The following is a 22,475-nucleotide window of genomic DNA, read 5'->3' as shown; positions in this document are numbered from 1 at the left end:
TTGATTTTTATTAGAAAAATGGTACTTAAAAGAAGCTTAATACAATCCTTTTTCCCATTCTTGCAAGTTGTTTTTTACAAATATATCATCGTTTAATTCCGGGTAATCCCTATAGACCCGATTTATTTCTTCGATTTGCCCTTTGGACAGACCTTCTTGGACATCCAAGCACCAAATTCCATTCAGTAAACCTTGCCTGCGAAGTACTTCATGAATACCTGCGATACAACCATGAAAATTATTGGCCGCATCGAAAAAAGCCGCATTGGTATCCGTAATTGCCGCATTCAGCGTCATCCATTCCTTGGGAATTGCAATCCCCGATTTTTTAATGTCATGGATGTCATCCAACAGTTCTACCGCTTTTTTTGTCCAAACCGCCCAATGACCGAGAAGCCCTCCTACAATATCTTTTTTAATCGGTCTTCCATTGACCTGTACTTCATAGGTAGTCAATAGGTCCGCAACGATATTGTCATCGTTACCCGTATAAAGGGCAATTTCGTTATTTCGGGATGAGGCACAAACTGCTCGAACGACCTCCAAGGTTTGATAGCGATTAAAAGGTGCCATTTTGATGGCATATACGTTTCCAATTTCCGTAAAGGTCCTCCAAAAATCATAACTTAAAACCCGACCGCCAACGGCAGGTTGCAAATAAAACCCAAAAACGGGCATGATTTCCGCAATTTTCCGGGTACGTTCCAAAAGAGCTTCTTCCGTAAAACTACCCAAGCCATTGGTACTGACCAAAACAATATCATAACCGAGTTCTTCACAAATCGCTGTTTCACGGACTGCCTGCGTTGTATCTCCACTTACTCCCGCCACTTTGATAAAAGGTCTATCCAAATGGGCATTTTCAATTTCTTCCGATGCCAATTGCAAGACTTTGCGATATAGGTTTATTTTCGGATCCCGAATCTGGAATTGCGTTGTGTGTACCCCCACGGCAACGCCCCCGGCTCCAGAGGCCATATAATATCGGGTCAGTAGACGTTGTCTACTTTCATCCAATTGTCGATTCTTTGTCAGTGCCAGGGGATGGGCAGGAATCACCGTGCCCTTATGGAGCAATTTCTTTATCTCGGGTTTGAGGGTTTTCATTTTTTGTGTTCCTTATGTATGTCGATTGAAATTGTCCATGGACGCATTGGTTTCTATCCTTCAAAATCCATTGTTCAAAAATTGCCCTTGCGCTCCTGAAAATGGGTCGGTTTATCGAGTTGCTCACCTCCTGTTTTGACCCAATGGGCCGTCCATCGTATCATTGCCTCCAAAGAGACGGAAGGGGCTCCAAACAACTCATAGGCTTGGGCCGAATTGTTCAATAAGGCCGTTTCGCTGGGGCGGTTTTCAAAAATTGGTGTCTTGCCCAATAATTTCCCGAATTCCTCGGCGAGCCACTCTACAGCTATAACCTCAGGGCCCGTAACGTTCAGTTTTCTGGCCGGGGACTCACAATGCAAGAGACTTCGAATCGCATATTCGTTGGCATCGCCCTGCCAAATAACGTTTACAAATCCCATGCTTAGATCTATCGAGTCTTGACTGGCTACGGCCTTTGCAACCTCCAGCAATACGCCATACCGTAAGTCCAGAGCATAATTTAAACGGTAAATCAGCATTTTCGTCCCATTTTTAATCGAGAAATGCTCAAAGACGCGCTCCCTGCCCAAACAGGACTGCGCATATTCCCCAATGGGGGATGGCCCAACCTTTTCAGTGGCACCTCCACTATCTATGGGCACAAAAGGGTATACATTTCCAGTAGAGAAGACCACGATATTCGAATCCTTATATTTTTCCGAAATCCTTCCCGGTAGATAGGCGTTCATTGCCCAAGTAAAATGTTCATTGCCCGAAGTTCCAAATTTATTACCCGCCATATAGATGACATTTTTGGCATCGGGAAGCTGCATCAACGCTTCGTCATCCAACAGATCTACTGCTATACATTCGATACCAAAGTCCGTTAACTCTTGATAAAGTCCTTTGTTCGAAAAACGTGAGGCCCCCATTACCCTTTTATCCATACCGGCCGTATCCACCGCTCTTTTGGCCAGTTTTGCCAGTGTAGGGCCCATTTTGCCTCCCAACCCTAGAATCATGATATCCCCCTCTATTTTAGCCATGTCCGCAACGAGACGCGTTGAGGGTCGGGAGAGTTTTTCTTCCAGTTCGGCAATGGTTCCGATCATTGTTTTCCGATTCATTTGATAAATATATTGTAGGTATTGGCACCTGCCAAAACTAAAAGCAGTAACAAACCGAGGATTAACACAATTCGCAAGGGTAAGCCCAGTTTTAGTTGGCTTTTTTTGGCCCTATCCCTTGCTATCAAATAGAGCATTACCCCGATTAAGGGGCCAACAATAATGGTAAGCCCCTGTGCCATGACTATCAGTTCTATGGGAAGGCTTCCAAAGATAATGGCCACGACCGCACCTACTAAAATTACCGACATAATAACATAGCGTACGTTCGGGGATTCCAATTTTCTTCCAACATTCAGGGCATCGGACAATAGAACGCCGCCTAGGGTAGCGTTTCCAATCAATGAGGAAAAGGAAGCCGCGAAGAGGCCCAGCATAAAAATCAAAGATGCATAGCTGCCAAAAATCGGCTCCAACGTTTTTCCCATCTCCGTGGCGGAATTGACCTGTATCCCCTGGGGAAACAATACGGATGCGCCTACCAGCATCACCGTTGCCGTTATAATGCCCAAAACAAAAATACCGGATAGGCTTTCCCGTTCATGGGATTTTGATTTGCCCATATCCCACCCCTTTTCCTGTACCAAATACGATTGATAAAAGGCTCCGGCTACCGAAAAACTGGAAGCCACCAAGGCCAAGGCCAAAAATTGCGAGCCTTTGGGCAGGGTAAAATCAAATTGATTCAGCACAAGTGAAACATCAGGTTTTGAAATAATCAAGGTAATTGCAAAGGAAATAAGCATCAAGCCCACCATGGCAATCATGATTCTTTCCAAAATCTTAAAAAATGATTTAAAGAAGAGCAGCACAATAGCGGTTATGGAAAAGAAAACTACCCAAGGTGCGGAGGAGGAATGGAACATCTCACCGAAGACCATCCCTGCACCGATGGAATTACCCGCTTGAAAGGAAGCCGCTACCACAAATAATCCTACTCCTATAACAATGCATACGGCATTGCCATATTTTTTGCGTATCAATTGAATCAATGTAAGATCGGAAGAGAGTCCTATGCGGGTAGAGACCATCGTAAAAGCCGCCATAAACAACACACAAATGGGTATTATCCAAAGTAATCGAAATTCGTAATTGGCCCCTATTTTAGAGGCTACGGCCAAACTACCAGGGCCCAGTACCAGGGCCGCGGTAATAAACCCCGGGCCTACGAACTTCAGAAAATTCTTCGATTTTTTTTCAGTCATGTCCAGCGCCTCGATTCCCGGAGACCCATTTGAGAAAGGGAAACCGCACTTCATCGTCGATATTCCTCCAAGATATGCAATCTTACCGCATTCGCGAAATATCGATCTCCCAAAGCGGCAAATTTTCCAACGGATTTCCCATGCCAAAATATTTTATATATTGGATGAACATTAACAAACCCATTAGCATGAAAAAATTAGTGTATTTAACCATTGCCCTATCTACTTCGGTCAACATTTTAGCTCAGAAGTCAAGCACCAAGGAACTTGAAAAATTTACGGAGGTAAAGGCGTATGACCGTATCGTTGTGGATTTGATAAAAAGCAACGAAAATAAATTGGTCATTACCGGGGACGATCAGGACGAAGTGGATATTTCTAACAAGAACGGCCTGCTAAAAATAAAAATGGAGTTTGACAATTTCATGGATGGGGACGAGGCCAAAGCCACTTTGTATTATACCGAGGCACTTGTTCTTTTGGACGCCAATGAGAATGCCAAGATTACTTCGGACGAAACCTTTACCGCTAATAGCGTGGAAATAAAGACCCAGGAAGGGGGCCGCATCGATTTGAAAATTGATGTGACCGACCTCTATACCAAATCGGTTTCCGGAGGCGAGGTCTCTTTGACTGGACAAGCCAAAACCCAGGAGGTTATGGTAAATACAGGCGGGCAGGTATACAACAAGGCCTTGAATACTAATGAAACTACAGTAACCGTAAATGCGGGTGGGCGGGCCGATGTAAAGGCTTCGGAAAAGGTAAAGGCCAAAGTTCGGGCAGGGGGTTCCATCTACATCTATGGCAATCCAAAGGAAGTGGATCGGGATAAAGTCTTTGGTGGTAAGATCAAGGTCATGGATTGAATGCTATCCGGCGGCAACGGTTTCGCCTGTTGTATTGACCGCAGTCTTTCTGTTACCTCGTAAAAAATTGACTCCCATTAAGAGGGTTATGACCAAAAAGATTCCCGAACCAATAGCGAATACCGTAGTTTCCATGGTTTCAAACAACAACCCTCCCAAAACCAGGCCGAACATACTGGCCATGCTGCCCATGCTATTACCATAACCTTGGATGGCCCCTTGAATCTGAGGGTTTCCTGTTCGGGCCAGTAATGATAGAAAACTGGGCCACATTAGACCATTACCAATGGAAAGGAGCGTATTGGCTATGTAAAGTATAATCAAACTATCCATGGAAAGCAGAAAAAAACTCAAGGACAATAAAAGAGATCCTACCAAAATCAAGGACTGATTGCTAATCTTGTCCGATAATCTAGACAGTAATGGCCCTTGAACCAAGATCATAATTAGGCTGGAATATGCCAAAAAAATCCCCAAGTCTATGGCCGTCCATTCCAAAAGCGTACTGGCATAAATCGGTAAGCCCGCATAAAATAAACTAAAGGCCAGAAAGGTCAAAAAATATACGGCATACAACAATGGGATTCCCGGTTCCTTAAGAACCCTGCCCCAACCTTTCTTAGGCGGGTTGGCCTCAATATCACCTTCCTGATAACAATCCCTATGCTCAACCTGAAAAAATCTTCTAAAGGAACGGGTATTCAAACCACCGGTATCCACAACACAAGGGTTACTTTCCCTTAATTTTGTACTGATGACGAAAATGGCGATAAGCGAAATCAAGGCTGCAAGCCCCAAGGGCACTAGTTCCCCAAGAGCAGTAGAAGCCAATAGTCCTGCAACAGCGGGGCCCAGAACAAAACCCAAGCTGGTGGAAGCCCCCATTTTCCCAAAATTCTTGTTGCGGTCTTCATCCGTCGATATATCCGAAAGGTATGCATTGGCCACGGAAATATTCCCTCCTGTGAATCCATCAAAGATTCTGGCCACAAAAATGATAATCAGGGGCAGGGTCATGATATAACTTCCGGTAAGCTCCGTATTTTGGGACCAAAGCTCGGTTTTAGGAAGGGCGAAAGCCAATAGAAAGAGCATCCAAGCCACAAAGGTACCGGCCTGACTTATAACTAAAACCTTTTTTCTTCCGATACGATCGGAAAGACTCCCCAATATGGGTGCACCTATAAACTGAAAGAAAGGATACATGGCCCCAAGGATACCATAAATAAATCCATTGCCGCCCATATCGGCCACTATGAATATCAGAATAGGGATTACAATACTGTATCCTAACACACCTATGAAGTTCACCAAAAGGATTGGGAAAATTTTGGGCGAAATTAGCTTTGGCAAGTCCACAATAGCAAGGAAATTAGTCAACCTAAAAGTAGGGAATCCAAGCGAACAAAGCTAGCGGGGCCAAGGTTTCTGTTACTGACCAATTTCTGTGGCCTGAAAGCTTAACAATTCGTTGTTTTCAAACTGCGTTTGTATTTCTATGGGATTACAACATACTTCACAATCCTCAATGTAGGTTTGTCGGTTTACGGAGGGATCGAGCAACATCGAAATCCCCGCCCAACAATATGGGCATTGAAAAAAATGTTCGTACATGGAGTAACTGTTAGGTATGCGTTATTGGGATACCAGAAAGCATGAAATTACTGAATGACAGGGAATCATAAAAAAACTAGGTCTTGGCTTTCCGATGATCGGTACAAAGCAGTAATGACCTCAACGGATCTTCGGGCTTCGGGACCGTCCACCATGGGCAATCTATCTTCTCTAATGGCATCCAACATATCCAAAATCACTTTTTTATGGTTTTGATGGCTTATTGCAGTAGGATCAGCTGCCCCGCTCCCATCGAGATCTCCTTTTTCAAAATCCGGTTCCGGAACATCCCTGACATTCCAGCTCACAATTCTTCCGCCCTCCATAAGAATGCTTCCTTTTTCACCATATACTTCCAGGCGTTCCGGATGTCCGGGATATAGAGCGGTTCCCGCAGTGATGTTTCCTATGGCCCCATTGGCGAACTCTAAAATTCCGGAACCCACGTCTTCCCCCTGGATATTATGCACTCTGGTACGGACCGTTCCAAAAACTGACCTCACCGGCCCAAAAAGATGTAACAACAAATCAATGGTGTGAATGCCCTGGTTCATAAAAGCGGCACCTCCATCCAGTTCCAAAGTACCCCGCCAGGGATTCTTGGCATAATACTCCGTATTCCGATACCAATTGATATGGGCATTGCCCATCAATAGTTTTCCCAACTTTCCTTTTGATACTGCATCGAAAACTTGCTTAAAATGCACTCCACATCGGTTTTGAAAGACACAGCCCAATTTCACCTTATGCTGTTTGCAAGCAGCAATGGCTTCGTCGATTTTTTGAAGGGTAACTTCCAATGGTTTTTCACATAATACGTGTTTTTCAGATCTTGCGGCTTGGATAATCGCTCTGCCATGACTTCCGCTTTCATTACATACGCAAATCAAATCGATTTGGGGCAAGGCCAAAAAAGCACTAAGATCATCATAAACGGGAATCCCAAATTCCAGTTCAATTTTTTTGACCCTATCGGATGATCGAGTAAACAAGGCGACCAGTTCAACGGCATCAATTTCCTCAATGCACTTGATGTATGTGTTCACTATAGAACCGGTACCGATAATTCCAATCCCTTTTTTTGACATAATCTCCTTCTAATAAAACAACATACTATGACTTACCGTCAAAGTTCAACGTTTAGCAATTGCCCCGTTAATTGTAACAATTGCAGTTCGGCCAGTTTTGCATCATATTTGGCCAAATTCTTGTTGGTCTGCGCATTCAGAAGATTGATTTGCGCTTGACGAAACTCAATCGAGGTAATGCGACCCAACTGAAATTGCTCTTTGCTCCGATCAAAATTGTTTTTATTGGTAATTACGTTTTGTTCCTGAATCTGATAGATGTTCAATCGATTTTCATATATGGCCAGGGCATTTTCTATATCGCGCTTTACCTCCAACTTTATCTGTTCTTTTTGCAGCTCTTGGTTTTCATAGGCCAGTTTCGAATTTTTGACCCGTACTGTAGTGCCGCCCCCATCGAACAAATTCCAAGTAAGGGTGGCCCCTAATGTAAAATTTCGTGTGTTGTTTACGTTTACCCCTGGGAAAAAAGGTCCTGGCGCATTCTGATTGAGGTTCCAACCATAAGAACCATTAAGGTTTACCACAGGCAAGTATCCCGAACGCTCCACTTTGATATCATATTCGTTTATGGCCAGATTTCGTTCAGTTTGCAGCAAGGCCACATTGTTCAAATCGGCCTGTGAAATGAAATCCTCCAATTGCATTTTTGGTGTAAAGCGAACGGTTGTATCTACCTGGTATACCCTGTTTAGGTTTTCGGCCAAAACCACATTTAAATCGCGAATGGTATTCTCCAACTGTTGACGTGTGTTCAGAAGATTGATGCTATCGTTGGTCACATCTACCTGGGCGTTCAAGATATCCAATTTGGTATTTTGTCCATATTCAAAGGAATATTCCGCACGTCTTATCCGATCCGTGGAAATTGCCAAGGCCTGTTTTAAAACATTTTCATTTTCCGTAAGTCGGGCCACCTCAAAATAAACACTAAAGAGTTGCAGCATGGTATTTTCAATGGTCTCCCTGGCCTGAAGTTCACTCAGCCGATATTGTTCCTTTAGTCGTTTGTAGTTATATAAGCGCCCCAAACCATCAAAAAGCGTATAACTTGCATTCAGAGCAGTACCATAGCGTTGTGCTTCCGCCTTGTATAAATCGGTATCCGGCCTAGGTATTGGTTCGCCAGTGTCCGGATCCAATATGGGTTGATTGGTATCAGGGTCTGAAAGGAACTGTCCCGGAAACTCAAATGTGGAATCATCGCGTTGGTAATTGGCATTTGCGGTACCCGTTAAGGTGGGCAAAAAACCTGAATTTAAAACACTTTGATTGTTTTCGGCAATTTCAACCTGATTTTTTGCTACTTGAATACCAAAGTTATTCTCCAAAGCTATATTGGCAGCTTCCTGCTTGGATAGTACTTCTTCTTGGGCTAATGCGGTAAATGTTATAAACAGGAAGGAAATAGAGGTGAATCGTATACTGTTCATTCTGCGTGTTCTTCTAATGCTTTTTCAGATTCGGGAAGTAGTTCCGTGCCTTGGGTCAATTTGTCGTTAGTACCATTGGTAGGCTTGGTCATTTCGCCTAGGAGGTGCAATTCCTCTTTTTGTTCCTTAATGGCCCGTTCCACTTCTTCTTTCGTGATTTCATTTCCTGTGGCCAACCACTTGGTATTCACCTTGACCTTATTGCTAAAAGAAAGAAAAATAGGAAGCATCAACAAGGTCAATACGGTGGCAAAACCAATACCATAGGCTATGGAAATGGCCATGGGGATAAGGAACTGGGCCTGTCTACTGGTTTCCAACATTAGGGGAGCCAACCCGGCTATGGTAGTAATCGAGGTAAGGAAAATTGCCCTAAAACGTGAACGTCCGGCTTCATATATGGCATCATCAAAGGACATTCCCAGCCTAAGATTACCATTGAATTTACCAATAAGTACCAGCCCATCGTTGACCATGATCCCAATCAACGCAATGATTCCCAACATGGAAAGTATGTTTATAGGGAAATCATGGATCCAGTGCCCCCATGCCACGGCCGTAAGACTAAAAGGTACCAGCAAAAGGAGCATTAAGGGCTGACTAAAGCTTCTAAATGTAAAGGCGATGGTGATGTAAATTAGGCCCAAAACGGACAAGCCTACCAAATTCAGGGAATCGAACAGTTTGTTCCGTTCCCGATTCTGCCCTTCGTAAGATGCACTTACGGTAGGGTATTTTGATTGAATTTCGGGCATGATAACCGTCCTGATCTCGTTCATGACATCTACAGGGCTGGTCGCCTTTGGATCTTTTAAATCGGCCGAAATCTGTATTTCCCTTTGGCCCTCCAAACGGTTTATGGCCACGTCTCCGCGTTCTATGCTGTAATTGGCGATTTCCCGTAGAGGGATTCTATCCCCGGAAGGGGTTACAATTCGCATTTCATCCAAATCCGCAATAGAGGAACGGTTCTCGCGATCGTAGCGCACCCAAACCCTTATCTCGTCCTGACCTCTTTGGAAACGCTGTGCCTGCGCGCCAAAAAAACCGGCACGCACCTGATCCATTATCATCCTTAGATCTAATCCTAAGAGATAAGCATTTTCCTTAAGCTCCAATCGGATTTCCTTAATGCCCGCAGGGTCATTGTCGGAAATGTCTTTTAAGGCGCTATTACTTAACATCGAAGCCTTAAGTTCCTGTTTTGCTGCTTTGAGTTCCTGAATGTTATTTCCCAAAAGCGAAACTGATACGGGGTCACCTCCAAAATTGCTGCCCGATCCATAAATAAGGCTTTCTACCCCTATTACAGGCCCTACCAACTCCCGTAATCTATTGGTGACCAAATCCGAACGTATCGCGTCCGGACGTTCCTCACCCGGCAACATGTTAATGGTCAAGGTTGCCGAGGACGAACCCGGCCCTATCTCCTTGATTACATTTTCAAAAAGCTCCTTTCCCGTACCTTTTAAATATTTTTCGGTCAGTTCCTGGTTTACGATCTTGGATTTTTCCTCGATCAGACTAATGATGGAGTCCGTTACTTTTTCGTTGGTACCATTAGGCATCAAAAGCTCTACCTGGGCCCTATCACTGGCAATACGCGGAAAAAATGCCGTTCGTATTATGCCACCTCCAATGGAACCGAAGGTCAGAATCAAGGCCATGGCGAAAAAGGAAAACGTCAATAATTTATACTTCAATGCAAATTTCAGGGAAGGGCTGTACATATTGTCCCGCATCCAGGCCATGGCACGATCCCCAGATCGATTGATACCCCTAAGCTTTGCAAAGGCCCTGGCTATGCCATTTTTTGGTTCTCCGGTAGGAGGGCGCAATGCCTTGGAATGTGCCAAGTGGGCGGGTAAAATAATCAGCGCCTCGATTAAGGAGACCACCAAGGTAAGAAGAACGATTACCGAAACCTCCCCAAAGAAATCCCCAATACGGCCGTCCAAGAACAAAAAGATGGAGAAGGCCAATACCGTGGTAACAATCGCTGAAACGATAGGAGGAATAACCTCCATGGTGCCATCCACGGCCGCCTGTACCGGTGATTTTCCTTTTTCATAATGCTGGTAAATGTTCTCGGCGATCACAATACCATCATCTACCAAAATACCGATGACGATAATCATTCCAAAAAGGGAAAGTACGTTTATGGTCACATCAAAAAAACCGGCAAAAATGAACATCCCCAGAAAGGATATGGGAAGGCCAAAAGCCACCCAAAAGGCCAAACGCGTATTCAGGAACAATGAAAGAAAGGTAAGTACAAGTATGGTTCCCAATATGGCATTTTCGCTCAATAACTGGGTTCTTTGCACCAAAGTAGTGGAAAGATCCCGTACTACATCCAATTGTACATTTTCATATTTTTGATTGAAGTCCGCTATATATTCCTTTACCTTTTCTGCAGATCCTATCAAATCCTCCGTATTGGTACTGGTAATGGTTACATTAACCGAGAGATTCCCGTTAAAATAAGCCGTATTGGGGGTTTCCGAAAACCTATCCCTAATTTGGGACACGTCCTTTAGACGAACCGTCTGCCCAGAAGCATCTGCCCTAACAACGATGTTGGAAAGCTCGTTGGCATAATAGGAACGATTCTTTGCACGTATCAGATATTCTTCGGCATTGGTCTTTATGGTTCCCCCAGTCACCAATATGTTGGCATTGCCCACCGCCTGGGCCACTTCCTGAAAAGAAAGGTCATAGGCCAAAAGACTATTTTCATTTACCGCAATTTCAATTTCCTCATCGGGATAGCCCGTAATATCTATTTGGGAAATACCGTCAATAGCCCGGATATCGTTCTCTATTTGCCTCCCGATCTGCTTTAATGTAGCCAAGGGCACTTCCTTTCCGCTTACGGCGAAGCTTATCGTAGGCCTTACCGCCTCCAATTTTGCAACGATCAAGGGTTCCATTCCAGTAGGAAAAGTAGGTACCCGATCCACTGCGTTTTTTACTTCGAGAAGCATGAAGTCGATATCCCTGCCCTTCTCGATCTCCACGTTGATACTTCCATTATTTTCCCTGGAGGTGGAGGTAACACGGTCTACCCCCTCCAGCCCTTTGAGATTATCTTCAATCTTAAGAACAATGCCCTCCTCTACCTCTTGGGGCGAAGCCCCGGGATATGTAATGGTTATAAGAATGTTCTTTGAATCGGTCAGCGGAAAAAAGGAGGACTTCAATAAGGAAGCGCCTACTACCCCGAAAATTATGAAGGCAAGCACAATCACATTTACCGCGACATGGTACTTAATAAAATACTCTATAATCTTTCGCATTATCCCTTCTTGTTATCGGATTTGTCCTCAAAAACCTTTACGGCCATCCCGGTATAGGCCCCTATTAGGGGCTTGGCCATAATATTGGTACCATCAGGAATGTCCTTGAGCACTACCCTCTTATCCGTAAAATATACCGGTCTTACATCTATCAAGTCTAAAATAGAGTCCCTGACCACAAAAATTTTATCGTTTTCCAATAGGAGACTTCTATCGATCTCAATGGCGTTCTCCTCTTCCTTTGCCTGAAGATTGGCTTCCAGGTACATCCCTTCACGTAGCGTTTCATCCGCTACTTCTATGAACGCCTTAATCGTTTGGGAAGTTTGATCTACCCTCGCATTGATACGGGTAACCTTACCGGTATACGTCCTGGTTTTATCCAAGTCATTGAGCTCCACCCGCTCCCCGACCTTAAGCAAGTCGCTATAGGTTTTGCTTACCGAAACCTCAAGTTCATATATTCCCGTCTTGATGAATTCCCCTAGTTTTTGTCCGGATCGGACCAAGGTTCCCTCGGTGACCAAGGTTTCGGTCAACACCCCATCAAAAGGAGCTTGAATACGATATTTGGACAAACGCTGTTCCAGGTTTTTGATATTGTAATACGACGTAAGTATCCCACGACCGGAAATAAAAAATTTCTCCTTGTCCGAATCCATTTCCGGTAACGGGGGAGTATTTTTGGACATATCAAAATCATTGAGATAGGCCTGCCATTTGGAAAAGGCCTCCGGATAATCCAATCGCAAATCGGGCATTACGGAAGTAATCAAATTAAAGAGATTGCTTTTGGCACTTCTTACACTTGCGGCATACTCATCGGAATCTATTTTTATAATGGTTCCACCTCTCGGATAAGTCTGACCTGGCCTGAACAATTTGTTTCCACCCCTAAAAACACCTTGAACCTCAGAATAGAGTTCCACCCGATTTTTAGCTACTAAATTACCATTGGCGGGCACGACTATTGGAACGGTACCATTTTTCACCACTTGGGTGAAAACGGTCTTTACCACTTTTTGCGCCTGGGGCCGATAACTTTTTTTGCTATCCACAATTATCTTGGCCAAAAAAATGGCCAATGCAATAATCACAAGCCCCAATATGGATAAAATAATCTTTCTCATGGTTGTTCTAATGGCAGCGCCGATTTATGTTTTAGGTTGGACTGTACCTTTTTGAGAATGTTTATTATCTGTTCCTTCTCCGTTTGGGTGATGTTGCGTTCAAGAACATTGATCATCCGAGTAACCACAGGGATGGTCTTGTCAAAAGTAAGTTTGCCCTTTTCAGTGATATATATTTTGTTTATCCGCTTATCCTTATTGCTTTGTTCCCTTCTTACCAAGCCTCTTTCCTCCATTTTTGCCAAGAGCCGTGCCATTGTCGATTTGTCCCGATAGAGTAGGGATGCCAATTCATTTTGATTTAGGCCATCCTTTGCATTGAGTTTTTTTAGTACGACAAACTGTTCCTTGGTAAGTATAAAACCATGTTGTTGCAAAGCATCCTGCAGATAATAATCCACAATTTTTGAGGTCTTCCCTATCCAGGGCGCCAGGGAAGCATCAAGATCTGGTACCACTTTGGTTTTCACGTGGCTAAGCTATAGAAAAAGGATTAGTTGCATACGCAACTAATGTTAAAGATATATTAAAATCTGTTTAGGGGTAAACTGAATTTGTTAAACATGCAAAAGGGGATGCTTTCACATCCCCTTTTTGGTATTCTGTGGAGGGTCTATCGCTTAATCCTCATCCTCAAATTCTGTATTGGCCACTGGTGCCTCAATGTCGAACAATTCTCGATATTTAAGGTTTAGCTTTAGGTCATCGGTGTCAAATACAAGAAGGTTCTTGCTCTGCAGGTTCTGAAGATTTTCGAAGGAAGTGAAATTGTTTCCCTGGAGTTGGACCAGTTCCAGGTAGGGCAAAGCATCGATACCCTTGGGAACGGTTCCCTGAAAGTCATTAAAGGCCAACAACAGCTCGGATAGGTTTTGCATATTACCAAAACCAGTACTTATTTCACCTTCCAACTTATTACCGGAAAGCCCTAAGTTTGTCAAATCCGAAAGTTCCCCGATACTTTCGGGCAGACTACCTTGCAAATAGTTATTGGAAAGATCAAGAATCTTAAGCTTTTTTATCGCTCCAATGCGCTTTGGAATGATTCCTCCGAGCTTATTATCAAATAGGATAAGCTCTTCCAAATTTGACATTGCGGTAAAGCTTTGTGGAATCTCGCCTTTTAAGCTGTTCATTTCAAGCTTTAAGACCTTTAGCGCGGCAAGTTCGGCCAATTCGGTCGGCAACTCTCCTTCCAAGGCATTGAATGCCAGATCAAGTACTTCAAGCCTTTTTAGATTTTTTAAACTTGATGGGATCTTCCCGGCCAAGTTATTTTTATACAGGTTAAGACCAACTACGTGGCCCTCCATGATATCCACACCGTACCATTGACGGACATCCGATTTTAGGTTCCATTTGATACTCCAAGAGTCCCCATTTGTAGCTTGGTAAAGGTCTACAAGGGCCGATTTTTCGCTTTCAGGAATTTGTGCTATCCCAAAAGTTTGAAATAGCAGAAAGAAAAGGAAGGTAACATACAGTAGTTTTTTATTCATAATTATAAGGATTTAGGGTTGATTATTGTAAAATATCTTGGGTACTATTCATATTTATCTGCCAAGATTTATCAAACACATATTGTATTTATTCGTTGCACCGTATGTTTGTAACGTTTTTTTCCTCAATTTCTTATGTTATTGTAGTATCCAAACAACCCTTGACCAAAAAAGGGATGCAACCTTGCATCCCTTTAACCAAACTAACTAATTAAAAAATTATAAATCACTAATCATCCTCAACATCTTCAAATTTCGTATCTGCCATTCTTGTCTTTTTAAAATTGATGTCCTTAAAATTGGGGTCGAATTCTTCCTTGTCATAATCGAATACCAGAAATTGGCGGGAATCCATCATTTGTAGATTTTCGAAAGAATCGAACTTGTTATTTTGAATCTGGAATATTTCGAGACTGGCCAATTGGGCAAACTCTGCAGGAATTTCACCTGCCAATTGATTATTGGCCAATACCAGTTCCTTCATTTTTACCAATTTTCCAATTTCCCGGGGGATACTTCCTTCCAAGGCATTTTCGAAAAGACCCAAACTTTCCAACTGGGTCAAATCTCCCAAGGCGTTTGGAATCCTTCCCTTGATATTATTACTGGAAAGGTTAAGTATTTTTAGGTTCTTGATACTTCCTATACTTTCTGGAATACTTCCCGTGAAAAAATTGTTGAACAGGCTAATCTCTTCCAAGTTTTCCATTTTACCAATGGTTTCGGGAAGTTCTCCCTTAATTCTGTTCATTTCCAATTTCAATATCCTTAATTGACCAAGTGAGACTATGGTAGCGGGTAATTCCCCGGTAATGGTATTGAATGCCAGGTTAAGAATCCTAAGATGGCCCAAATCCCCTATGCTCTCTGGAATAACGCCTTTCAGATTATTTCGAAATAGGTTTATTTCGATTACGTGGCCCTTCTCCACTTTTACGCCCCGCCAATTGGATACGGGTTCCTCCAAATTCCACTTTTTTATCCATTCCCTACCGTTGGTACTCTCATACAAATCTATCAGCGCCTTTTTCTCTTTACGCGTTACCTCGGCAAAGATTACATTCGCGCTTAGTAAGGTTATCGTCAACAAGCAAATTAGCTTTTTCATCATTTGTCAATTATATGAATAGACAGTAAGATTTAGACTTATGAAATAAAGAATTACCCTACAAAGTAACCTTAATAGGGGATAAAAAGCAAAAAATATCGATGAAACGCCCTATTTTGTTGTGAAAGCGCGTTATTTTGTGGTGTACTGAAATGAAGTGGGCAAAGAAATTTTCCTACAAAGATAATTCATCCAGGGCTAATGTAATTTGTTCCCAATCCTCCATAAGCTCTTCAAGGGTTTTCTTCTTTTTTTGGTAATCGTCAAAAAAGTTGGGGGCCGCTATGGTCGTATCATAATCCATAAGTAGGTTATGATCGATTTCGGCCAATTCCTTTTCCAAATCGGATATCCTGCTTTCTATGGAACTGAGTCGGTTCTTCAAGGATTTCAACTTTTTTTGATCCTTGAACGAATTTCCCGCCTTTTCGCTCTTTACAGCTTTTTTTACTACATTTTGATTTTTCTCGATAGCCCTAAAATCATCTACTTGACGTTGCTCCAAATAAAAATCGATATCGCCCAAATACTCCTTTATCTTCCTATCCTTGAATTCATAGACTTTGTTGGTAAGTCCTTGCAAAAAATCCCTATCATGCGAAACCAATATCAAGGTTCCCTCAAAATTCCGTAAAGCCTGTTTAAGCACGTTCTTGGATCGGATATCCAAATGATTGGTAGGTTCGTCCATTACCAGCACATTAAAGGGCCGTAGTAGCATTTTGGCCAACGCCAACCGGTTTCGCTCTCCTCCTGAGAGTACCTTTACATATTTTTCCACCTCATCGCCACTAAATAGAAAAGAGCCCAGGATATCCCTTACCTTGCTCCTGTTCTTCTCATTGGCAGCGTCTATCATCGTATCCAGAACAGTTTTGTTTCCGTCCAGATATTCGGCCTGGTTCTGAGCAAAATAACCGATCTGTACGTTATGCCCCAACTTAACCTTGCCTTGATGCGCCAATTCACCAACTATGATTTTGGCCAATGTGGTCTTTCCCTGTCCATTTTGGCCTACAAATGCCGTTTTGCTATCCCGTTCTATCAAAAGATCTATACCCTGAAGCACATGATTGTCCCCGTAGCTTTTGGAAAGGCCGGCAATTTCCGCAACGACTTTCCCCGGGGTCACTGAAATTGGAAAACGTACATTCATCACGGCATTGTCCTCTTGATCTACCTCAATGCGTTCCATCCTGTCCAATTTCTTGATCAGGGACTGCGCCATAGAAGCTTTTGTGGATTTTGCCCTAAATCTTTCAATGAGCCGCTCCGCCTGTTGAATTTCCCTTTCCTGATTTTTTTGTGCGTTCAGTTGTTGCTCCTTCATTTCGGCTCGGAGCTTTAAATATTTGGAATACGGCTTTTTGTAATCGTAAATACGCCCTAAGGAAATCTCAATTGTCCTGTTGGTCACGGTATCCAGAAACATTTTATCGTGTGATACGATTACAACGGCGCCGGAATAATTAATGAGGAATTGTTCCAACCAAATTATGGATTCAATGTCCAGATGATTTGTAGGTTCGTCCAACAAGAGTACATCATTATTCTGCAACAGGAGTTTGGCCAGTTCTATCCGCATACGCCACCCGCCGGAAAAAGTATCGGTTCCTTTATTGAAGTCCTCACGTTTAAACCCAAGGCCCAGCAATATTTTTTCCGTTTCGCCTTGATAGTTGTACCCGCCCAAAATATCATATTGATGGGTAACCTCGTTCAAATCCACCATCAGTTGATGGTACTCCTCACTTTCGTAATCGGTACGTTCTGCAAGTTGTCGGTTTATTTCATCCAACTTCAATTCCAAGGCCTTCAATTCCACAAAGGCCCGATACGCCTCCTCTAAAACCGTTCTGCCCTGTTCAAAATCGATATCCTGTCGTAGAAAACCAATTTTCACATTTTTTTCAACGGCAATTGTTCCGGAGTCTAACGACATCTCCCTGGAGAGCAGTTTGAGCAATGTGGATTTCCCTGCCCCGTTCTTTCCAATAAGCCCCACCCTATCTCCTCCATTTAAGCGAAATGAAACTTGCTTAAATAGGTACTCGCCCCCAAAGGAAACGGAAAGATTATGGACATTGAGCATTTTGTGACTTTTGTAACGTTTAGAAATAGGCAAACCTTTACCTTTGCCCAAAACTTTTGCAAATGTTAAAAAAAGGGAACAAACTCTATAGCATTTTAACAGGATGTTGTCCTAGATGTCACCAAGAAAGTATGTATGTGGATAAGAACCCTTATCGTATGGGCAATCTTTTTAAAATGCACGAACGCTGCTCAAACTGTGGCCTTAAATATAAAATGGAGCCTTCTTTTTTCTATGGTGCTATGTACGTAAGTTATGCCGTCGGGGTCGCTTTTGCCGTAGCTGCATTCGTTATTTCCTATTTATTTATTGGCCTATCACTGCTCAATGCGTTTATAGCCATTGTAGGGACGCTGGTGTTATTTTTACCTGTAATCATACGATTGTCCCGAAATATTTGGATAAACTTCTTTGTTAAATATGATGCAGAAGCTGTTAATCCGAAAACTCAAAATGTTTCCTTGTAAAGCGAGAAATGTCCATTTCCTCCGGTATTGGTGCCTTTTTTTCAATGGCCGTATATAGCCTTTCAGCAGCAAATGGTGCGATCATGACCCCTCTTGATCCAAAACCATTAAGGAGATATAAATTATCATATTTGGGATGCCTGCCTACCAAAGGTCTCCTATCTGTTACCGTGGGCCGGATCCCGGCTACATGATCGATCACCTCATAATCGCACGTAAGGAACGTCTCCAATTTTTGTAATAGCTCGGATTTTGCTTCCCGGGTAGGTTTGTTGGATTTATCCTTCCATTTGTAGGTAGCTCCTACTAGATATTGGTTATCGCGTAACGGGATTATGAATACGGACGACTTTATCACCCTATTTTCCATTAGAGCGGGAGCTTTTATTGTAAGCAGTTCCCCTTTGGTACCGTTAAGTGGCAGGTACTTAAAATAGGGGTTGCGTTTTAACCCAAATCCTTCAGCAAAAACAATTTGTCTTGCCCTCAAGGTTTTATACGCTACTTGATCTTTCGAAATTTTAAGTGCGCTATGATCAAAGGTTTCCTTTAAAAGCAACCGTTGTCCCATTAAGTATTGGGCATAGGAATTCAACAAGGTTGCCGTATCTATCCTACCGGTATGCAAAACTTCCCCATAACCAAAGGGAGCCTTAATTCCAAGGTTTCTATTTGGGATAAGCTCTGAGGACAAAAAATTGCTCAAGCCTTTTTTGTCGGCAGCCTCAAACCATAGGTTTTGTTCCTCAACGGAGGCGAATCGCCTAAGCACAGGAATCTTAAAATCCAGTCTTACCTTTAATTTCTTTTCCAATCCCTGATAAAAGGGAATAGCCAGCCTCAACTGTTCCTGGGCCTTCCAGGCCGGTGTAAAGCGTTTTAGAATTACAGGATTATAAAGTCCGCCTGCAATACTAGAGGAAGTCTGTGAATCATCACTAATAACAATGAAGGACTTATTAGCTCTTTCCAGCCTTTCGCATAACGAAATCCCGGCAAGGCCTAAACCCACAATTATATAATCCAACATGCAGCAAAGGTAGAAATTGTAACCGTCTTTATGGGGGATACTACCAAAGGATGGTACTGTCTAAATATAAAAATGCCCTTACGATTCGGTAAGGGCACTTTAATTGTATTGAATTGGAATGTAATCTAACCTTATTGCCACTTTTGGTGGCAGGGAACTACTATGTCAAAATCTTGAATTCTTATTTAGTAGGCCCACATATCTTGCTCCCTATCCCGGATAACCTCTTTTATACGGTTGGCCTCCAACAATTGGAATAGGGCGTTTTCGGAAATATAATCATTGATCTCCCGGTCTCCGTGGACATTATCCTCACGATAGATAACACCGTTAAACCTTCTAGCGTTCAAGAGCATATCAAAAGATATGGGTTGAGCGGAATTTCTTTGGTTAAATACCTTGGCATCGTGCAAAATTTGCCGTGCACCTGGGTACCACACCCAAAACAATTCTACTTTGGCATCCCCGGGATCCATGGATTCGTCATCGATAAAGTTTACATCGGGAGCAACCGGAGCAATTCCCAATAGACGGTATTTTAGTTCACCTTGACGCTTATCAAAATACCAGATTCCCTTAATACGATATTCTTCAATATCCGCGGCGGTAAGATCTCTACGGATTACAAATTCCTGGGAGAGTTCCTCACCGGCGTTCAATTGCTCATAACCATAGTCGGTAGTATCCACTTTTTGCAAGGTGGCCGTTAAATCATCGAAATTTCTTTTTTCGGTAAAATAGGAATCCACATATACATCCTGAAGTTTACCATTTTTGATGTTCTTCATCAAGACATCGTATAAGGACCTTCTATCGGCACCAATATCCACGGTGTCTATGGGATAGTACAATGGAAAGTTTACGCGCTCGTCCAAATCTATCACCTCCCAGACGGTCTTGGACCATAGGATATCCCTGTCGTCCACATAGCCGTATTCCAAGGGAGCGTCATTGTCCATCGCTTTTTGGGCTTCGGTCCTTTTCCCAATATCCTCAGGTTTTTTGGCGTTCAATATATTCGCCTGGGCCATTACGGATAGGGGCAGCAAACCAACGGCTCCGATCAATAAAACATTCTTCCAATTCATTTTTTACTCCTTTTAAAATTACCGAGCGACCTTATTAAGGCCACTCGGTTTTTAATCGTTATTAATTTGTTATCTCCACAACTACCGGAGATACTTTCTTTAATTTGTACGTCTTGTTATTTGTGATGTAAGCGTTGATATCGAATATCTGAACGGCATCACCTCTTTTTGCACGCTTCAAGGCGGATTTGGCCCTAGAATCCAATTTGTTACCGTTAACGGCAACCGTTGGCTGTCCGGGTACTTTAAATTTAAATCCACTAACGGCAAGGTTCAAGTCAAAGTCAAAATCTTCCAACATGGCGCTGACCGTAGCGATTTCCAAGTTCCTTCTTGGTAATTTTAGACTTCCGGTCTGCTTACTAACAGATCCCGCAGGCCTTGGAATATCCTTTATCCTAAAGGTTGCAGGAGTAGAGATACGCTGACCATCGGGCAAGATACCCGAAGCTATAATCTTAACGGTTCTTCCTTTTCCAGGATTCATTACATAACTGCTACCATTTCTTTTTGTAAGACCAGGTGCAGATGCAGTTACCTTATTATTCGGTATACCGGGAATTGAAATGGACATCGGGTTGGAAACCCCACGATAAACCACGTTCATCTTATCTGCGGCGATCAAAGCGGCATTAGGCTTGCTAATTGTGGCAAACGTATTCTTGACAGGCACCTCAATTTCCTCTCCATCTTGCATGAAGTACAACATACCTTCTACTGTATGGTCACCAGGAGCACCAGCTCCAATTAGCATTTTAACACCACCTGCTTCCAAACGATAGTCCTTGCCATCCGTTAGTTTTCTTCCATCCAAGGTCAATTCTGCCTTTACCGGAGTGGATGAATTATCCGTTTTACTGATGATTATTTTACCGTCATACTTTTCACCACTGTAAAAAGCGGACTTGCTGGCGAAAAGGGATGTAGCAAAGTTCTTTAAGGAAACCTGGCTGGTAAGCTCTCCTTCCAACATAGCTTTCAAAGCATCTTCTTCCGTGGCCTTTACATCGGCCTGAAGTGCCGTTAATTTAGCCAAAGAGGCAACTTGTGGAAAGCCTTCATAGTGATAGTTGATCCAATCTTGTTTGGTACCGTCACGCTTTTCAACCTTACCATTGGCATCACCCGTCTCAAAACGGGCTTCAATGGATTCCTTAATGCCGGCCGGTACGATAGCTGCAACTTGGATACGATAATCCATAATCCGTTTCATAAACTCTTTACCATCAGCGGCCAAATTATCACCTTGAAAGAATTTTTGATCGAGATAATCGGACTTGTCCATTACCGTATAATCCTTTGGATCTTCGGTATCTTTCATCATCTCCGCCTTAAGAGCCTCCAAATAATCGTAATACTCTTGTGACAATGTTTTTATCCGTTGGGCATTCTGATACAATTCCCCGTATTTAGCCGAATCTTCGGATGCCTTTGTTTCTAGGCTGGCCAAGAAAGCTTCGTTACTTTCTTTGGTCTTTACATTGGAAGCCTCCATCCGTTCGTTCATGATCCCGAACGCTGCAAGAACTTCCTTGCTCATATTTAAAGCCAACATCGCAATGAAGATCAGGTACATTAGGTTGATCATCTTTTGACGTGGCGTCTGTTTTCCTGAAGCCATATTTTCTAATTGGATTTAATTAATTAATCTGATTTGGGTTTAAGGAATTCAATCCAATTAGTTTCTGTTCATTGCGGTCAACATTCCCCCGTAAACACCGTTCAAGGAAGAAAGGTTAGTGGCCAAGGATTCCATTTGTTCCTTGAGGGCACTAGCATTCTGCACCACTTCCTCGTTTACGGAAGCTTGTCTACTGGCACTCTCCAATTGAACTTTGTACAAGCTGTTCAAAGATTCCATTTGTGCAGCGGCCTGAACCATTTCCTCGGAATACTTTTTGGTAGATTCCATGGCATCCATTGTAGGGGCGATACCTTTGGCAGCTCCTTCAAAATTTCGGATACTGTCTCCCAAGCTTTCCATAAGATTGGCATCTACACCAGCCTCTTTTAAAAGGTCATCCAACTTTTTGGATAGAGACGTCTCTGCTTCTTTTATCTCGGCCAAATCGTTTTTCTTTCCGTTGGACGCTCCACCAGATAATTCGGGATATACCAAAGACCAATCATATTCATCCTCTACCGGCTCAAATGCACTGATCGCAAAAATAAGTGCTTCGGTAATAAGACCTATCGCAAGAAGAATACCACCGTTAAGGGGTCCGAACTCCCAGTGAAGGATTTTGAACAAAGCACCGATAATTACTACAGATGCCCCAAGGCCGTAGGCCATGTTGAATAATTTCTTTGTTGATTTTGACTGTGCCATAATTTAAA

At 42.9% G+C, this 22,475-nt stretch carries 19 protein-coding genes; 2 read left to right on the top strand and 17 right to left on the bottom strand.

Going from position 1 to position 22,475, the window contains the following annotated elements:
• Positions 1-36: 36 nt before the first annotated feature.
• The 3 genes from ACO06Y_RS08800 to ACO06Y_RS08790 all read right to left on the bottom strand — a co-directional run bounded on the left by ACO06Y_RS08800 (position 37) and on the right by ACO06Y_RS08790 (position 3,475).
• Complete coding sequence (locus ACO06Y_RS08800; RefSeq protein ID WP_422083471.1) at positions 37-1,107, bottom strand: dihydrodipicolinate synthase family protein; 1,071 nt, start codon at positions 1,105-1,107, stop codon at positions 37-39.
• Positions 1,108-1,181: 74 nt separating this feature from the next.
• Positions 1,182-2,216 carry an NAD-dependent epimerase/dehydratase family protein gene (locus ACO06Y_RS08795; RefSeq protein ID WP_422083470.1) on the bottom strand — a complete coding sequence of 345 codons (1,035 nt, stop codon included), beginning with the start codon at positions 2,214-2,216 and terminating at the stop codon, positions 1,182-1,184.
• Positions 2,213-3,475, bottom strand: a complete 1,263-nt coding sequence (locus ACO06Y_RS08790) for an Nramp family divalent metal transporter (protein WP_422083469.1) — start codon at positions 3,473-3,475, stop codon at positions 2,213-2,215. The genes ACO06Y_RS08795 and ACO06Y_RS08790 overlap by 4 nt, the downstream gene beginning before the upstream one ends.
• A 134-nt stretch (positions 3,476-3,609) precedes the next feature.
• On the opposite strand from ACO06Y_RS08790, the gene ACO06Y_RS08785 reads away from it, so the two are divergent.
• The gene (locus ACO06Y_RS08785; protein ID WP_422083468.1) at positions 3,610-4,290 is read left to right on the top strand and encodes a head GIN domain-containing protein; all 681 of its coding nucleotides are present in this window, start codon (positions 3,610-3,612) and stop codon (positions 4,288-4,290) included.
• 3 nt (positions 4,291-4,293) lie between these two features.
• Here ACO06Y_RS08785 and ACO06Y_RS08780 read toward each other — a convergent pair whose 3' ends face one another.
• From ACO06Y_RS08780 to ACO06Y_RS08735, 10 genes are all read right to left on the bottom strand, one after another.
• Positions 4,294-5,601 carry an MFS transporter gene (locus ACO06Y_RS08780; RefSeq protein WP_422084249.1) on the bottom strand — a complete coding sequence of 436 codons (1,308 nt, stop codon included), beginning with the start codon at positions 5,599-5,601 and terminating at the stop codon, positions 4,294-4,296.
• A gap of 120 nt (positions 5,602-5,721) precedes the next feature.
• Positions 5,722-5,904, bottom strand: coding sequence for a CPXCG motif-containing cysteine-rich protein (locus ACO06Y_RS08775; protein WP_422083467.1), 183 nt, complete (start codon positions 5,902-5,904; stop codon positions 5,722-5,724).
• A gap of 65 nt (positions 5,905-5,969) precedes the next feature.
• A complete protein-coding gene (locus tag ACO06Y_RS08770) occupies positions 5,970-6,992 on the bottom strand; it encodes a Gfo/Idh/MocA family protein (RefSeq protein WP_422083466.1) in 1,023 nt (340 codons plus the stop codon).
• A 38-nt stretch (positions 6,993-7,030) separates the two neighbouring features.
• A complete protein-coding gene (locus ACO06Y_RS08765; RefSeq protein ID WP_422083465.1) occupies positions 7,031-8,425 on the bottom strand; it encodes a TolC family protein in 1,395 nt (464 codons plus the stop codon).
• A complete protein-coding gene (locus ACO06Y_RS08760; protein ID WP_422083464.1) occupies positions 8,422-11,724 on the bottom strand; it encodes an efflux RND transporter permease subunit in 3,303 nt (1,100 codons plus the stop codon). Before ACO06Y_RS08760 ends, ACO06Y_RS08765 begins: the two co-directional genes overlap by 4 nt.
• Positions 11,724-12,854: an efflux RND transporter periplasmic adaptor subunit gene (locus ACO06Y_RS08755; RefSeq protein WP_422083463.1), complete on the bottom strand. Its 1,131-nt coding sequence runs from the start codon at positions 12,852-12,854 to the stop codon at positions 11,724-11,726. Before ACO06Y_RS08755 ends, ACO06Y_RS08760 begins: the two co-directional genes overlap by 1 nt.
• Positions 12,851-13,324, bottom strand: coding sequence for a MarR family winged helix-turn-helix transcriptional regulator (locus tag ACO06Y_RS08750; protein WP_422083462.1), 474 nt, complete (start codon positions 13,322-13,324; stop codon positions 12,851-12,853). Before ACO06Y_RS08750 ends, ACO06Y_RS08755 begins: the two co-directional genes overlap by 4 nt.
• A 150-nt stretch (positions 13,325-13,474) precedes the next feature.
• The gene (locus ACO06Y_RS08745; RefSeq protein ID WP_422083461.1) at positions 13,475-14,353 is read right to left on the bottom strand and encodes a hypothetical protein; all 879 of its coding nucleotides are present in this window, start codon (positions 14,351-14,353) and stop codon (positions 13,475-13,477) included.
• Between the two features lie 229 nt (positions 14,354-14,582).
• Positions 14,583-15,464: a leucine-rich repeat domain-containing protein gene (locus ACO06Y_RS08740; RefSeq protein ID WP_422083460.1), complete on the bottom strand. Its 882-nt coding sequence runs from the start codon at positions 15,462-15,464 to the stop codon at positions 14,583-14,585.
• A gap of 172 nt (positions 15,465-15,636) precedes the next feature.
• A complete protein-coding gene (locus tag ACO06Y_RS08735; RefSeq protein WP_422083459.1) occupies positions 15,637-17,553 on the bottom strand; it encodes an ABC-F family ATP-binding cassette domain-containing protein in 1,917 nt (638 codons plus the stop codon).
• 62 nt (positions 17,554-17,615) lie between these two features.
• Here ACO06Y_RS08735 and ACO06Y_RS08730 point away from each other — a divergent pair, with 62 nt between their 5' ends.
• Positions 17,616-18,020 (top strand): DUF983 domain-containing protein, encoded by a 405-nt coding sequence (locus tag ACO06Y_RS08730; RefSeq protein WP_422083458.1) that lies wholly within the window; start codon positions 17,616-17,618, stop codon positions 18,018-18,020.
• Here the strand turns inward: ACO06Y_RS08730 and ACO06Y_RS08725 are convergent.
• From ACO06Y_RS08725 to gldL, 4 genes are all read right to left on the bottom strand, one after another.
• On the bottom strand, positions 17,989-19,050 hold the full coding sequence (locus ACO06Y_RS08725) for an NAD(P)/FAD-dependent oxidoreductase (protein WP_422083457.1): 1,062 nt from the start codon (positions 19,048-19,050) through the stop codon (positions 17,989-17,991). The genes ACO06Y_RS08730 and ACO06Y_RS08725 overlap by 32 nt on opposite strands.
• 185 nt (positions 19,051-19,235) lie before the next feature.
• Positions 19,236-20,138 carry a gliding motility protein GldN gene (gene gldN / locus ACO06Y_RS08720; RefSeq protein ID WP_422083456.1) on the bottom strand — a complete coding sequence of 301 codons (903 nt, stop codon included), beginning with the start codon at positions 20,136-20,138 and terminating at the stop codon, positions 19,236-19,238.
• 61 nt (positions 20,139-20,199) lie between these two features.
• Positions 20,200-21,759 carry a gliding motility protein GldM gene (gene gldM / locus ACO06Y_RS08715; protein WP_422083455.1) on the bottom strand — a complete coding sequence of 520 codons (1,560 nt, stop codon included), beginning with the start codon at positions 21,757-21,759 and terminating at the stop codon, positions 20,200-20,202.
• 57 nt (positions 21,760-21,816) lie between these two features.
• Positions 21,817-22,467: a gliding motility protein GldL gene (gldL, locus tag ACO06Y_RS08710; RefSeq protein WP_422083454.1), complete on the bottom strand. Its 651-nt coding sequence runs from the start codon at positions 22,465-22,467 to the stop codon at positions 21,817-21,819.
• Between the last annotated feature and the right edge of the window lie 8 nt (positions 22,468-22,475).

Source organism: Ulvibacterium sp. (assembly GCF_965228935.1).
In the GTDB taxonomy this organism is placed as follows: domain Bacteria; phylum Bacteroidota; class Bacteroidia; order Flavobacteriales; family Flavobacteriaceae; genus Ulvibacterium.
Note: the sequence above shows the minus strand (reverse complement) of the source record. Positions and strands in the feature narration are given on the sequence as shown.